This is a genomic window from Oceanisphaera marina (genome assembly GCF_014643915.1).
Classification (GTDB): Bacteria; Pseudomonadota; Gammaproteobacteria; order Enterobacterales; family Aeromonadaceae; genus Oceanimonas; species Oceanimonas marina.
Genome location: NZ_BMKE01000012.1, coordinates 39024 through 51665 on the forward strand (window position 1 = coordinate 39024; position 12642 = coordinate 51665).

The 12642-nt window shown below is 52.8% G+C and carries 12 protein-coding genes; 9 read left to right on the top strand and 3 right to left on the bottom strand.

Annotated elements, in window-relative coordinates:
- Positions 1 to 16: 16 nt before the first annotated feature.
- Entirely contained in the window at positions 17 to 367 is a 351-nt protein-coding gene (locus IEW52_RS08685) for a DUF488 domain-containing protein (RefSeq protein ID WP_188629676.1), read from the bottom strand.
- 258 nt (positions 368 to 625) lie between these two features.
- On the opposite strand from IEW52_RS08685, the gene IEW52_RS08690 reads away from it, so the two are divergent.
- The 5 genes from IEW52_RS08690 (at position 626) to IEW52_RS08710 (ending at position 5396) form a co-directional block, all read left to right on the top strand.
- On the top strand, positions 626 to 1384 hold the full coding sequence (locus tag IEW52_RS08690; protein WP_188629677.1) for a MipA/OmpV family protein: 759 nt from the start codon (positions 626 to 628) through the stop codon (positions 1382 to 1384).
- Between the two features lie 402 nt (positions 1385 to 1786).
- The gene (locus IEW52_RS08695; RefSeq protein ID WP_188629678.1) at positions 1787 to 2809 is read left to right on the top strand and encodes a TRAP transporter substrate-binding protein; all 1023 of its coding nucleotides are present in this window, start codon (positions 1787 to 1789) and stop codon (positions 2807 to 2809) included.
- Positions 2810 to 2947: 138 nt separating this feature from the next.
- Complete coding sequence (locus tag IEW52_RS08700; protein ID WP_188629679.1) at positions 2948 to 3541, top strand: TRAP transporter small permease; 594 nt, start codon at positions 2948 to 2950, stop codon at positions 3539 to 3541.
- A gap of 54 nt (positions 3542 to 3595) precedes the next feature.
- Entirely contained in the window at positions 3596 to 4882 is a 1287-nt protein-coding gene (locus IEW52_RS08705; RefSeq protein ID WP_188629680.1) for a TRAP transporter large permease, read from the top strand.
- A 70-nt stretch (positions 4883 to 4952) separates the two neighbouring features.
- Positions 4953 to 5396 (top strand): universal stress protein, encoded by a 444-nt coding sequence (locus IEW52_RS08710; protein ID WP_188629681.1) that lies wholly within the window; start codon positions 4953 to 4955, stop codon positions 5394 to 5396.
- 69 nt (positions 5397 to 5465) lie between these two features.
- Here IEW52_RS08710 and norR read toward each other — a convergent pair whose 3' ends face one another.
- Entirely contained in the window at positions 5466 to 7040 is a 1575-nt protein-coding gene (gene norR, locus IEW52_RS08715) for a nitric oxide reductase transcriptional regulator NorR (RefSeq protein WP_188629682.1), read from the bottom strand.
- 165 nt (positions 7041 to 7205) lie between these two features.
- Here norR and IEW52_RS08720 point away from each other — a divergent pair, with 165 nt between their 5' ends.
- Together IEW52_RS08720 and IEW52_RS08725 are read left to right on the top strand one after the other, a co-directional pair.
- A complete protein-coding gene (locus tag IEW52_RS08720) occupies positions 7206 to 7382 on the top strand; it encodes a hypothetical protein (RefSeq protein WP_188629683.1) in 177 nt (58 codons plus the stop codon).
- Entirely contained in the window at positions 7375 to 9648 is a 2274-nt protein-coding gene (locus IEW52_RS08725; protein WP_188629684.1) for a nitric-oxide reductase large subunit, read from the top strand. The genes IEW52_RS08720 and IEW52_RS08725 overlap by 8 nt, the downstream gene beginning before the upstream one ends.
- Before the next feature lie 54 nt (positions 9649 to 9702).
- Here the strand turns inward: IEW52_RS08725 and IEW52_RS08730 are convergent, their stop codons facing one another.
- The gene (locus IEW52_RS08730; RefSeq protein ID WP_188629739.1) at positions 9703 to 10701 is read right to left on the bottom strand and encodes a sensor domain-containing diguanylate cyclase; all 999 of its coding nucleotides are present in this window, start codon (positions 10699 to 10701) and stop codon (positions 9703 to 9705) included.
- Positions 10702 to 11217: 516 nt separating this feature from the next.
- Between IEW52_RS08730 and IEW52_RS08735 the strand changes: the two genes are divergently transcribed.
- Together IEW52_RS08735 and IEW52_RS08740 are read left to right on the top strand one after the other, a co-directional pair.
- A complete protein-coding gene (locus tag IEW52_RS08735; RefSeq protein WP_188629685.1) occupies positions 11218 to 11592 on the top strand; it encodes a thiol-disulfide oxidoreductase DCC family protein in 375 nt (124 codons plus the stop codon).
- A 1-nt stretch (position 11593) separates the two neighbouring features.
- Complete coding sequence (locus IEW52_RS08740) at positions 11594 to 12580, top strand: NAD(P)/FAD-dependent oxidoreductase (RefSeq protein WP_188629686.1); 987 nt, start codon at positions 11594 to 11596, stop codon at positions 12578 to 12580.
- The last annotated feature ends 62 nt before the right edge of the window (positions 12581 to 12642 follow it).

Consider the following 12642-nt stretch of genomic DNA (forward strand, 5'->3'; position numbering starts at 1 on the left):
TGGGTTTTTATTGCCGTTAACCCAACATCGCCAGGTACTGGCGCAGCACCACCGCATTATTGTGTTGTTCGTCCTTGGCGGCGTACACCAGGGTTACTTTACCTTGTTCCGCTGTTTGCGCCAGATCGCGCAAGGCCAATCGGTGTTGTTTCAACTCACTTAAGTAACGACGGCGAAACTCACCCCACGCCAGTTGCTGTTCATGAAAAGCCGTACGCAAATCATCACTGGGGGCCACGTCTTTCAGCCAGTCATCAAGCCGGGCCTCCTCTTTGCTGACTCCCCTTGGCCATAATCGGTCAACCAGCACCCGATAGCCATCTTGCCGACTGACCGGCTCATAAGCTCGCTTCAGGGTTACTGACATATTGCTGCCTCCTTGTTCTCTGCACTCTCAATCTCAATTCTCAATATAGTCAACTTGTCTGCGCCCATAACGGGCGTTCGCAACCCCCTACACCATAGCAGGCATGCTAAGCTGCCTTCGATATGCATTCGTTTCACTCGAGAAACATCCGGCATTCAGTATTGCACCCATAACCACGCCCGCACCACATTGACAGGTGCGACCAGGGATAGGTTGAGGCTTATTAACGATTAAAAATAATGAGAGGATAGCCGTTTTATGTCGCGTTCATTTATCTATTCTTTGGCCGCACTGGCGCCCATGCTGGCCGCTCCGGCCATGGCGCAGTCTCCCTGGAGTGGCACCCTGGGAGCCGCCGTGATGGTCACGCCCGATTATCTGGGCAGTGATGATTACACAAGCCGAGTATTACCCGATCTCAATGTTAAATATGGCGAGCTGTTTTATCTGAATTTACGTGACGGCCTTGGCTGGAATTTATACCAGCAGCAAGACTGGAGTCTTTCTCCTTTTATCGGCTACCACCTGGGTCGCGATAACACAGGCGACTTGAGTGGCTTCGAAAAAATAGATGCCGGCCTGACCGGCGGCGTACGCCTGAGTTATCAACCAGGTGCCTGGAATTACAGCCTCAAAGCCGAAACTCCACTCGGCGGTGATGTAGAGGGCTATAAGGTCACCCTGCGAGCGGGATGGCGCAGCGAAATTGCACCAAACTGGTATGCCGGATTTGGCCCCAGCCTGATTTATAGCAGTAAGGAATGGACCCAGGATATGTTCGATGTTTCGGCACGCGATGCAGCCCGCAGTGGTTTATCTCGTTACCGGGCCGATCAGGGCTACTGGCGGTTGGGATTAACGGGCAGCATGACTTATCGCTTTGCTTCCGACTGGTCGGTGACCGGCCTGGCCGGTATCACGCAATTAAGTGGTGACGCCAAGGACAGCCCCATCGTCAGCCAGGTGGGTGATGCCACCCAGACCCTGACCGGTGTCGTACTGAGCTATCACTTTTAAGTCGTATTTTCGGATATTGTTCTGAACTGGCAAGCGACAGCCAGTCTCTTCGGGGGCAAGCCATTTGCCTCCGTCAATCCTGACGCCATTTACTCCAGTCAACAATCACACTCCAACGACCAGCACCAATAATCATTAGTGATGCAACGAGATCACTCTAATACTCGTCTTTCCCTCTCCGGTTTTGTTATTACTCTCGTCACCCGCAACACATATACATCACCACCAACCCGTTAAAAAACAAACAAAGCGAATAAAATACCACCAGTGGCGTATATTTCAAGAGCGATACATATCAATAAAACAGACTTAATGGCGCCAAATCCTTGCGTCACACTATTTCTTTTGCCAGTCTGTTACTAATTATGGAACGTTTGAACTCGAAACAATGGAGAGTGTTTAATGGACAAGCAATACAGATTAAAACGTACCTTGAAACAGCTGACAGGATTGTCGGCGCTGGCGTTGTTTACCTGCACCGCTGCCCAGGCCGCCAACTGGCGCTATGCTCATGAAGAATACGCAGGTGATGTACAAGATGTATATGCCTACAAATTCAAGGAATACATAGAAGAACACTCGGATCATACCCTGCAGGTCTATCGCTTTGGCGAATTGGGGGAATCCGATGACATCATGGAGCAAACCCAGGCCGGCATTCTCAACTTCGTTAACCAGTCTCCCGGCTTTACCGGTTCTCTTATTCCCGAAGCGCAAATCTTTTTCATTCCCTACCTGATGCCAACCGACATGAAGTCGGTCGTGAAATTCTTTCGGGAAAGCAAGGCCATCAATGAAGACTTTCCCAAGCTCTACGCAGAAAAAGGCCTGGAACTGCTGACCATGTATCCAGAAGGAGAAATGGTCATCACGCTGGATGAAAAGGCCACGACTCCACAAGAGCTCGACAACAAAAAAATCCGCGTCATGACCAATCCGCTGTTGTCGGAAACCTATTCCGCCTTTGGCGCGACTCCGACCCCTCTCCCCTGGGGCGAAGTGTATGGCGCACTGCAGACCAACATGATTCAGGGTCACGAAAATCCTATTTTCTGGATAGAATCCGGCAAATTATATGAAGTATCTCCCAACCTGATTTTTACCGGACACGGCTGGTTTACCACCGCAATGATGGCCAATCAGGACTTCTACAACGGTCTGTCCGATGATGATCAGCAACTGGTACACAAGGCAGCCGATTATGCTTTTGAGGAAATTCTGCAGCATATCGACGGACTGGCTGATCGCTCGCTGGCGAAAATTACCGACAGCAGCGACAAAGTCACCGTAACGCGCCTGAACGATGAGCAGATTAACGCCTTTAAAGAGCGAGCGCCTCAGGTAGAAAGCAAGTTCATTGAAATGACAGGTGACAGTGGCAAGGCGCTACTGAAGCAGTTCAAGCAAGATCTTAAAGACCTGTAATACTTGTTTTACCCTTGCCCCACCCAACAGGTGGGGCTTTATTTTAACTCCAGCCCTGTTGCTGTAATGGCTTTGGGGTTCGGAACTCGCGACAGGCCTCAGGTTATTGGTCGGCGAGCGTAGCCTTGGAGCATAACCATGTCTGAGCCTGCCCCTGAAACAGAAGACGATACCCCTGCTTACACCTCTGGCCTGCCCGGCTTTCTTGGCGTTATCGATGAATGGATTGCCCGTGGTGAAGCCGCAATGCTGGCCGTCGGCGTCTTGCTGATGGCCATTAATACCTGTGCCAATGTGATTGCGCGCTTTGTTTTTGGCGAGGGCTTCTTTTTCTCCGGCGAAATCAACCGGATTTTAATTATCTTTATCACCTTTGCCGGCCTGGGCTATGCCGCCCGTCATGGTCGCCATATACGTATGTCGGCGCTTTATGATGCTCTCCCTGCCAAAGCCAGAAAGGTGTTGATGATATTCATCGCTCTGTTCACTGCCAGCATGATGTTTTTTCTCAGCTATTACGCCTACGGCTACATAGAAACCCTGTACAGCCGTGGCCGTATTTTACCGGCGCTGGGGTTTGAAATCTGGTGGATTTACATCTGGGCACCCATTGGCTTTGCCATTACCGGTATCCAGTATTTGCTCACGGCCATAAAGAACATCACCAGCCCGGATGTATACCTGTCTACCGGCGTGGCCGATGGCTATGCAGATACCGAAACCGAAGTATAACTATTGATGCTCACCGTCAGTCTGATGTTAATAACGATAAAAAAGGCATAAACCATGGCAACTCTGTTAATGGCCATCATGATTGGGCTGCTGCTGCTGGGCTTTCCCATGATGATACCGCTGATCACCGCCTCTGTGGTTGGCTTTGTAATGATGTTTGATGGCTTTGGCCAGATGGGTACTTTCATTCAGCAAATGATGGCCGGCATTCGCCCCGCCTCGCTGATTGCCGTACCCATGTTTATTCTGGCCGCCGACATCATGACCCGCGGCCAATCAGCCGATCGCCTCATTAACATGGTGATGGCCTTTATCGGTCACATCAAAGGGGGGCTCGCCATCAGCACCGCAACCTCCTGCACCTTGTTTGGTGCTGTGTCCGGCTCGACTCAAGCCACAGTGGTGGCGATAGGCTCACCACTGCGTCCCAAAATGCTGAAGGCCGGTTACTCCGACTCCTTTACTCTGGCGCTGATCATTAACGCCAGTGACATTGCATTCCTGATCCCGCCCAGTATCGGTATGATCATCTATGGCGTCATTTCCAAAACCTCGATTGCCGAATTGTTTATTGCCGGCATAGGCCCAGGCTTGCTGATTCTGGTGATGTTTTCGTTCTACTGTTTATATTACGCCCATAAAAACCAGGTCCCTACCGAGCCAAAAGCCAGCTGGTCTGAGCGTTTCAGTGCAGCACGAATGGCGCTGTGGCCGTTATTCTTCCCGGTGATTATTGTCGGCGGTATTTATGGCGGTATTTTCAGCCCCACCGAAGCCGCCGCCGTCTGTGTGCTGTACGCCTTTTTGCTCGAATTTCTCGTGTTTCGCTCGCTCAAAATGCTCGATCTGTACCGCATTGCCAAATCTACCGGCCTGATCACCGCCGTGGTCTTTATTCTGGTGGCGGCCGGTAACGGTTTCTCCTGGATACTGTCGTTTGCCCAAGTGCCGCAAACCATTCTGGAAGCCGTAGGTGTGAACGATGCCGGTCCGGTCGGAGTCCTGGTCGCTATTTGCGTGGCCTTCTTTATCGCCTGTATGTTTGTCGATCCCATAGTGGTTATTCTGGTGTTAACCCCCATTTTTGCTCCGGCCATTCAGGCAACCGGCCTGGATCCGGTACTGGTGGGGGTATTAATCACTTTGCAGGTCGCCATCGGCTCGGCCACCCCGCCCTTTGGCTGCGATATATTCACCGCCATCGCCATCTTCAAACGGCCTTACATGGAGGTGATTCGCGGCACACCGCCTTTTATTTTCATGCTGGTGGTAGCGGCTGGGCTCATTATTGCTTTTCCGCAAATCGCACTCTTCTTGCGTGACGTGGCTTTTCCCGATTAACGGGAAACATAACGATAAACCCGCCGCCCCTGGAGGGGCGGGTATCACTTAGTGAATAAAGGGGAAAAGTGTGTTTAATAAGATAGTCGTGGCCGTCGATGGTTCACCTCTCTCACTCAAGGCAGTGGATAAAGCCGTTCAGCTGCAGGTATTGCTGCCGAGTGTAGAGATTTATCTGATTTGTGTTTACAAGCACCACAGCCTGTTTGAAGCCAGTTTATCTATCGGTCGGCCGGTAGAGATGGATATTCCCGATAAGGTGCTGTCTGACTATGCCAAAGGAGTCGTCACTTACGCCAAAGAGCATGCCTGGCAACAGGGAGCAACCCAGGTGCGTGGCTTTGTGAAAAGTGGCCGCCCTTCAAAAGTCATAGTGCGCTTTGCTCGCGAAAAAGAAGCCGACCTGATAGTGGTGGGCACCCGCGGCACTCACAGTGATAAGGACGGCATGTTTTTGGGCAGGGTTTCTCATCGTGTTACCAGTACCGCCAGATGCCCGGTGCTCGTGGTATAAAACACAGCGATCACAGCTGTAGTCAGGCCTGGAATGGACACTGAACCTAATCTGAGCAGACTGCTGGCGCTATGCCTGCTTCAAACCCAATCGCTTCGCCAGTTTATGCAGGTTACTGGCGTCTATCTCCAGCACGCGAGCGGCCTTGGCCCAATTGCCTTTGCTATGAGCCAAGGCCTGTTCCACCGCATGACGCTGAGCTTGATAGGTAACCAGCTGCAAGCTGGCCGGTACAGTGGATGGGGTGTTAGCCGTTACGAGCCCCCCTTTGGTTGTGTTTAATGCCGTATTCGAATCATTTCCCACCTCGCCGCAGACATTGACCAAACCTGCCGCCAAATCCAGCAGCTCAGGCTCCAGGGTAATAATGTCTTCACGAGCCGCCCCCTGACTGATCGCCTTAATTGCCGCACGGCTGATGACATGCTCCAGTTCTCGCACATTACCCGGCCATGAGTAACGACATAATGCCAGCTCGGACGCGGGAGATAATCGCAAGCTGCGCACCCCTAATCGAGTACGATTAAGCTCCAGAAAATGCCCAGCCAATACCAACACGTCACGACCTCGCTCACGCAATGGGGGGATCGGCACCGGATAAACCGACAGCCTATGATACAGATCCGCTCTGAAGTGACCGTCGCGTACGCTATCGTGCAGCTGGCGGTTTGTTGCGGCAATGATACGAACATCCACCTTGCGCGGCGCATCTTCCCCTAATCGCTGAATTTCACCATTTTGCAATGTCCGCAATAACTTGGCCTGAATACCCAGAGGTAATTCGCCTACTTCATCCAGAAACAGAGTGCCGCCATCTGCGGCCTCAAACCGACCTGCTCTGGCATGAAGAGCTCCCGAAAATGCCCCTTTGACATGCCCGAACAATTCACTCTCGGCCAGAGACTCGGGCAGGGCGGCACAGTTCACCTGTACCAGAGGCTGACGTCGGCGGCGCGACTGCTGATGCAAACGATGGGCAAACAAATCTTTGCCCACGCCGGTTTCTCCGGTAAGCAACACCGGTAATTCCGAGTCGGCCACCACATCCAGCTCTTGCAACAAGGCGTTGAGTCGAGCGCTTTGACCCAAAATATTCCCCTGGCGCTGTTCGCGCCCCTGAGTCGGTGCGTCTTGTCTCACTAATCGCAAACTGCGCACCTCCTGCTCCAGCCGTGTCATCCTTATGGCTGCCGCAATAGTCAGCGTCAATCGTTGCAAATGCGCCCTGGTTTCTTCATTGAAAGTATCGGCTTGCGGTGCGTCCAGGGTTAACAGCCCCCACAAATCACCCTCGACGTACAGACTAACTCCCATGCAATCATGCACGTGCAGTGGTTGGCCCACCTTATGCTCCAGGAGGCCATCGTAAGGATCGGGCAAGATAGAATCAGGCTCAAACGACACAACGTCCTGCTTGGCAAGAATAGCCGCCAACCGAGGGTGCCTGGCCACAATAAAACGTCGGCCCAACGCTTCCTGCACCAAGCCGTCTACCGCTACCGGATTTAACGCATCCCCTTCCAGCCGCAACAGACACACGGCGCCGGCACCAAAGTATTCACGCACAGCGCGCACCAGATTCTGCAAACGTACCGCACTGGGTAACTCGGCCGTCAAGTCGGCCTGTAATGTTTCGTATAACATAGGGTTTTATACACCTTGATAGGGTTTAAATTACCTTAATGCTGCCGGGTTATATTTACCATGTTTTTATTAAACACCTAATAATCAAACACTTAAAAAATGGCACAGGATTTGCTTTGTATGACATATACCCGTCATTGGGCTATTGCCAAAAGGAAGGCAGCAATGCAACACACCCGTTCAAACGAAAATACAGCGGTATGGGCCGCAGACAGGCAAGAGTGCAGCGCTTTAGAGACGCTTCGCGCGCTCATCCCACTCATAGGTGCAAACAGCAATCTCTTGTTTGAAAAAGACTTTCTTGCTGCTGTTAATTCACACCAGGAGGTGCGCCATGGCTAACTACCGTCGCCTGTGGACGATATTGCTCGTCGTTCTCGGCATTACCTTTTCCGTACTCGGCTATTTTGGCAGTGAAGTTTATCGTTCCGCGCCCCCTATTCCTGCCCGGGTGGTTACCGAGAGTGGTACCTTGCTCACCACCAAAGAGGGCATACTCGACGGTCAGACCGCCTGGCAATCGGTGGGAGGCATGCAATTAGGTTCAGTTTGGGGCCATGGCGCCTATCAAGCACCCGACTGGACCGCCGACTGGTTACATCGCGAGTTGATGGCCTGGCTGGAACTGGCCAGTATCGATGAATTCAATCAGCATTACGCCGACGTGAACGGTGAGCAGCAAGCCGTGCTGCAACACCGCCTGAAAACGGAGTATCGCAGCAACGGCTATAACAGCACCGACGATGTGCTGGTGGTGTCGGAGCGCCGCGCGGCGGCCATGGCCAACACTGCCGAGTACTACCATAGCCTGTTTGGTGACGACCCCAAGTATCAGAGCTCCCGCCAAAGCTTCGCCATGAAGGAGAACACCTTGCCGAGCGCCGAGCGGCGTACCGACATGACCCACTTCTTCTTCTGGACGGCCTGGGCCGCGGGTACCGAACGTACTCCGGGGGAAGCCACCTATACCAACAACTGGCCGCCCGAGCCGCTGATTGACAACAGACCCACCGCAGAAAACGTGGTCTGGTCTTTAGTCAGCGTGGTGTTGCTGGTTGCCGGTATCGGCGGCCTGGTGTGGGCCTGGGCCTTCTTGCGTAAAGAAGAAAAAGAGCCACAAGCACCCATCACAGATCCCTTGACCAGCTTCAAACTGACGCCGTCGCAGAAGTCATTAGGCAAGTATCTGTTTCTGGTGGTGGCGCTGTTCACCTTCCAGATCATGATGGGCGGTGCCACTGCACACTATACGGTGGAAGGTCAGCATTTTTACGGCTTCGAGCTGTCCAAATGGTTCCCCTACAGCTTGCTGCGCACCTGGCATTTGCAAAGCGCCTTGTTCTGGATAGCCACCGGCTTTTTAGCCGCCGGCCTGTTTCTTGCTCCCATCATCAATGGCGGTAAGGATCCCAAATATCAGAAGCTGGGTGTGGATATCCTGTTCTGGGCACTGATCGCCGTGGTGGTCGGCAGCTTTGCCGGTAACTACCTGGCCATCGCGCAAATCATGCCGCCTCAGCTTAACTTCTGGCTCGGTCACCAGGGTTATGAATACGTCGACCTGGGCAGAGCGTGGCAAATCGGCAAGTTTATCGGCCTGGTGCTGTGGCTGGTACTGATGTTGCGCGGTATCCTTCCTGCCTTACGTCAACCCGGAGACAAGCACTTGCTGGCGCTGTTAACCGCCTCCTGTGTGGCCATTGGTCTGTTCTACGGTGCCGGTTTCTTCTACGGCGAACGCACCCATCTCTCTGTAATGGAATACTGGCGCTGGTGGATAGTCCACTTGTGGGTGGAAGGCTTCTTTGAAGTGTTTGCGGCAACCGCCCTGGCTTTCATCTTCTGCAGCATGGGGCTGGTGTCCAAACGCATGGCCACCACCGCCAGCCTGGCGTCGGCTTCTCTGTTCATGCTGGGCGGTATACCCGGTACTTTCCATCACATGTACTTCTCGGGTACCACCACGCCTGTCATGGCCGTGGGGGCGACCTTTAGTGCACTGGAAGTGGTGCCACTGGTGGTGCTCGGCTATGAAGCCTGGGAAAACTGGCGCCTGAAAAACAGCGCACCCTGGATGGAAAAGGTGAAGTGGCCGCTGATGTTCTTTGTGGCGGTGGCTTTCTGGAACATGCTGGGTGCCGGCGTGCTGGGCTTTATGATCAACCCTCCGATTGCGCTCTATTACATCCAGGGACTGAACACCACGGCAACCCATGCTCACGCCGCTCTGTTTGGGGTATATGGCTTCCTGGCGCTGGGCTTCACGTTGATGGTATTGCGCTATATTCGCCCCAATCTGGTGTTTAACGAAACCCTGATGAAAACCGGTTTCTGGTGGTTGAACGCCGGCCTGGTGCTCATGTTGTTCACCAGTTTACTGCCTATCGGCATCATTCAATTTGTGGCCAGTGCCAGCGAGGGTCTGTGGTATGCCCGCAGCGAAAGCTTTATGCAACAAGGCTTGCTGCAAACCCTGCGCTGGATTCGCACCTTTGGTGATGTGGTATTTATCATAGGCGCATTGGCCATCACCTGGCAGGTTGTGATTGGTCTGTGGCCCCTTAGAAAACAACGAGATAGCAGCATGGCTGAGCTGGCAGCCAAATAAACACTAATACCGCGTATCGGTATTGCAGTAAAAAAGACCGCCTCGGCGGTCTTTTTATATGCTGGATACAGGCGATTCCAGCGGTTGTGCCATACCCAGTTGAGCTGGGCTGGGTGGCTCGTGATAAGAAACACCCCGCTTGCCGGAGCGTTTAACCTGATACATGGCCGCATCGGCTTGTGCCATCACGTCACCAAAGCAGTCCTGCGCTTGTACCCCTTCCACTCCCATGCTCATGCCGACATACGCATCACCATTATCCAGCTCGAAGGGCTGATCCAGGCAATGAATACACGCCGCGGTCAGCGGCCGGGTTCTGGCATCATGCAAAGGCCAGGGTAACAGCAAGACAAACTCATCGCCCCCCAAACGCGCCATAACCACTTCGGGCGGACATTGCTGCTGCAGACGCTCGGTAAACTGTATCAGCAAGCGATCTCCAGCTCGGTGTCCCAGGGTATCGTTCACCTGTTTGAAATCATCCAGATCGATAAAGCACAGGGTAAATTCGCCCGCTTGTTGCAGCTGCGAAAAGCGTTCGATCAAGCCCGTTCGATTAAGCAGCCCAGTCAGCGGATCCTTGTGGGCCAGCTGGGACAGTGCCTGCTCGTATTCTTTTTCTTGCGTGATATCAATGTGAGTACCCATCACTCGCAATGGCACACCCTGCTCGTCCCATTCAACCACCCGGCCTCGGTCTTGCACCCAGGTCACCTTGCCGGTTTTACTCAGCATGCGGTGTTGCACCTCATAAAAATGATTACGGCCTTGTAGATGATCATAAAAATTATTCAGTACTTCTTCTCGATCTTCCGGGTGCAGGTGGGCCTTCCAAACTTCAAAGTTGGCTTCCAGCTCTTTGGGTTGAAAGCCGAGCATGGAGCCCCAGCGCCGATTGAAAATAATCAGCTTGCCGGTGATGATATCGAGCTGCCAGACACACAGGCCGGTGCCATCCATGGCCGCGTCCAGTTTTTCTCTGGCGTCGGCAGCAATGCGTTTCAGGCGTTCGTTTTCGGCCTGTAGCCTCAGTAATTCTCGGGAAGGAGTCATATCCATATCAAGACTCTTGTCAGTCATCATTAATGCACTTCCGCCCCCCTGATCTGGATTGACGGCACGTTAGCCAAGCACTGGCTTGATGTGACGGCAATAATATCACGGTTCATTCCTTCACGAGATCAGCTTGTTCACTTTTTAGCCTGTTACATCGACATCACATGAGAGATCGAAAAACGCGACGGCCATTGAGACACTTCCGCCTTCCATGGCGGTCGGATTTATGCGAAACCCTATCGAGAATGTACCTGCAGCGGCTCGGGGAACCTCCCCTGGTTCGACCTTTATAGAGCAACAAAATAGACCGCTTGTTTAATCAGTTTGGAATTATTTAAAAACAAAGGCTTTTTTCATGAAAGTCTTGGATTAAAAGCACGGTCAGAATGGCGTAGGTGTGCCTCGAGGCAACTTGCTACCAGGCAGTTCGAAGAGAGTTTATTTATGTAAACGGGCGCAAAGATCGTCAGGTCGGGCGCCATAAGTGACGAAGAACAATAGCGGAGCCAGATAATGTTAACCGTGTTTTATGATAGTCGCTGTGGCCTGTGCAATCGGGAAATCGCCTTTTATCGTCACTATAGTCGGCCAGATTTGGTCCTGTGGCTGGATATCTGGCAACATGAAACACAACTGGCGGCACTCGGCTTAACGCCAGCACAATGTCTACAGCAACTGCATCTGCTGGATGAACATCATCAGCTGCATACCGGGGTGGATGCATTTATATTGATGTGGCAAACCGTTCCTCGTTTAAGCATCCTGGCCAAGCTTGCTACTCTGGCTCCCGTTCGTGGCCTGCTGCGTATGGGATATGCCCTTTTTCTGATCTGGTACAAACGCCAACCCCATGTACAACAATGCATACTCGCAGATAAGAAGGAATAACATGAAACCCAGCATTGCCATCATAGGTGCCGGTTTAGCCGGCTTGACTCTGGCCCGTGACCTGAGCCCACACGCAGATGTTACTTTGTTTGAAAAAGCGCGAGGTCTGGGGGGGCGCATGTCGACTCGCCGTAACGATACCCACCAATGGGATCACGGCGCTCAATTCTTTACCGCCCGCAGCTCGGCTTTCAAAACACTGCTGACTCCGTTTATTGCCGACGGTACTGTCGTGGAATGGCAGCCGAATATTACCACGTTGAGTCCCGACAAAGCGCCGTTCAAGCGGCCCTGGTTTGAACCTCATTATGTGGCAGCACCGGCCATGAACCGGCTGCTTAAAGCCATGGCAACAGACCTGGAGGTACGTCTCAGCACTCGAGTGGAAAAAGTAGAGCAACAGCAGGATAAATGGCGACTGCTGGATGAAAATGCTGCGTTGCTGGGGGAGTTCGATTGGGTGATAAGCTCGGCGCCCCTGCCACAAACCCGGGCACTACTGCCCGCTCGTTTATTAGGCGATACCCTGGCGCGCTATAGCATGCTGCCTTGTTATTCCCTGTTACTGGCGATAGATGACGCCGACTTACCGTGTTGGGACGCGGCCCAGGTCAACAATGCCCCCATTCGCTGGATTGCCTGTAATCACAGACTACCAGGCCGCAACCGCGAGGCGGGTGCCATTGTGGTTCACAGCACCTCTGATTGGGCCACTGCCCACCTGGAAGACGATCAGGAAGCGGTCAAGCAACAGCTAATCGAATCGTTTTGCGCCCTGAGTGGAGTCAATGCGAAGGCAATCACTCAGGCTCAACTGCATCGCTGGCGCTATGCCTTGAGTAGCGACGTCGCCGAACCCGATGCCGAATTTGTGTTAAATGCATCGGCTCGGCTGGCCGCCTGCGGCGACTGGTGTTTGGGTGGCCGCGTAGAAGCCGCCTTTACCAGTGCCCACCAGCTGGCAGCCGTATTGCTCAAGCAGCTTTAATCGGCCATTTTTCATAACGAATCATTATCTCTTCATGATTAAAAGCGATAGCCGTCTTTATA

Excerpts from the sequence above, each read along its gene's own strand:
- IEW52_RS08685 (WP_188629676.1), bottom strand. The coding sequence starts at position 367 with ATGTCAGTAACCCTGAAGCGAGCTTATGAGCCGGTCAGTCGGCAAGAT.
- IEW52_RS08690 (WP_188629677.1), top strand. The coding sequence starts at position 626 with ATGTCGCGTTCATTTATCTATTCTTTGGCCGCACTGGCGCCCATGCTG.
- IEW52_RS08695 (WP_188629678.1), top strand. The coding sequence starts at position 1,787 with ATGGACAAGCAATACAGATTAAAACGTACCTTGAAACAGCTGACAGGA.
- IEW52_RS08700 (WP_188629679.1), top strand. The coding sequence starts at position 2,948 with ATGTCTGAGCCTGCCCCTGAAACAGAAGACGATACCCCTGCTTACACC.
- IEW52_RS08705 (WP_188629680.1), top strand. The coding sequence starts at position 3,596 with ATGGCAACTCTGTTAATGGCCATCATGATTGGGCTGCTGCTGCTGGGC.
- norR (WP_188629682.1), bottom strand. The coding sequence starts at position 7,040 with ATGTTATACGAAACATTACAGGCCGACTTGACGGCCGAGTTACCCAGT.
- IEW52_RS08720 (WP_188629683.1), top strand. The coding sequence starts at position 7,206 with ATGCAACACACCCGTTCAAACGAAAATACAGCGGTATGGGCCGCAGAC.
- IEW52_RS08725 (WP_188629684.1), top strand. The coding sequence starts at position 7,375 with ATGGCTAACTACCGTCGCCTGTGGACGATATTGCTCGTCGTTCTCGGC.
- IEW52_RS08730 (WP_188629739.1), bottom strand. The coding sequence starts at position 10,701 with ATGACTCCTTCCCGAGAATTACTGAGGCTACAGGCCGAAAACGAACGC.
- IEW52_RS08735 (WP_188629685.1), top strand. The coding sequence starts at position 11,218 with ATGTTAACCGTGTTTTATGATAGTCGCTGTGGCCTGTGCAATCGGGAA.
- IEW52_RS08740 (WP_188629686.1), top strand. The coding sequence starts at position 11,594 with ATGAAACCCAGCATTGCCATCATAGGTGCCGGTTTAGCCGGCTTGACT.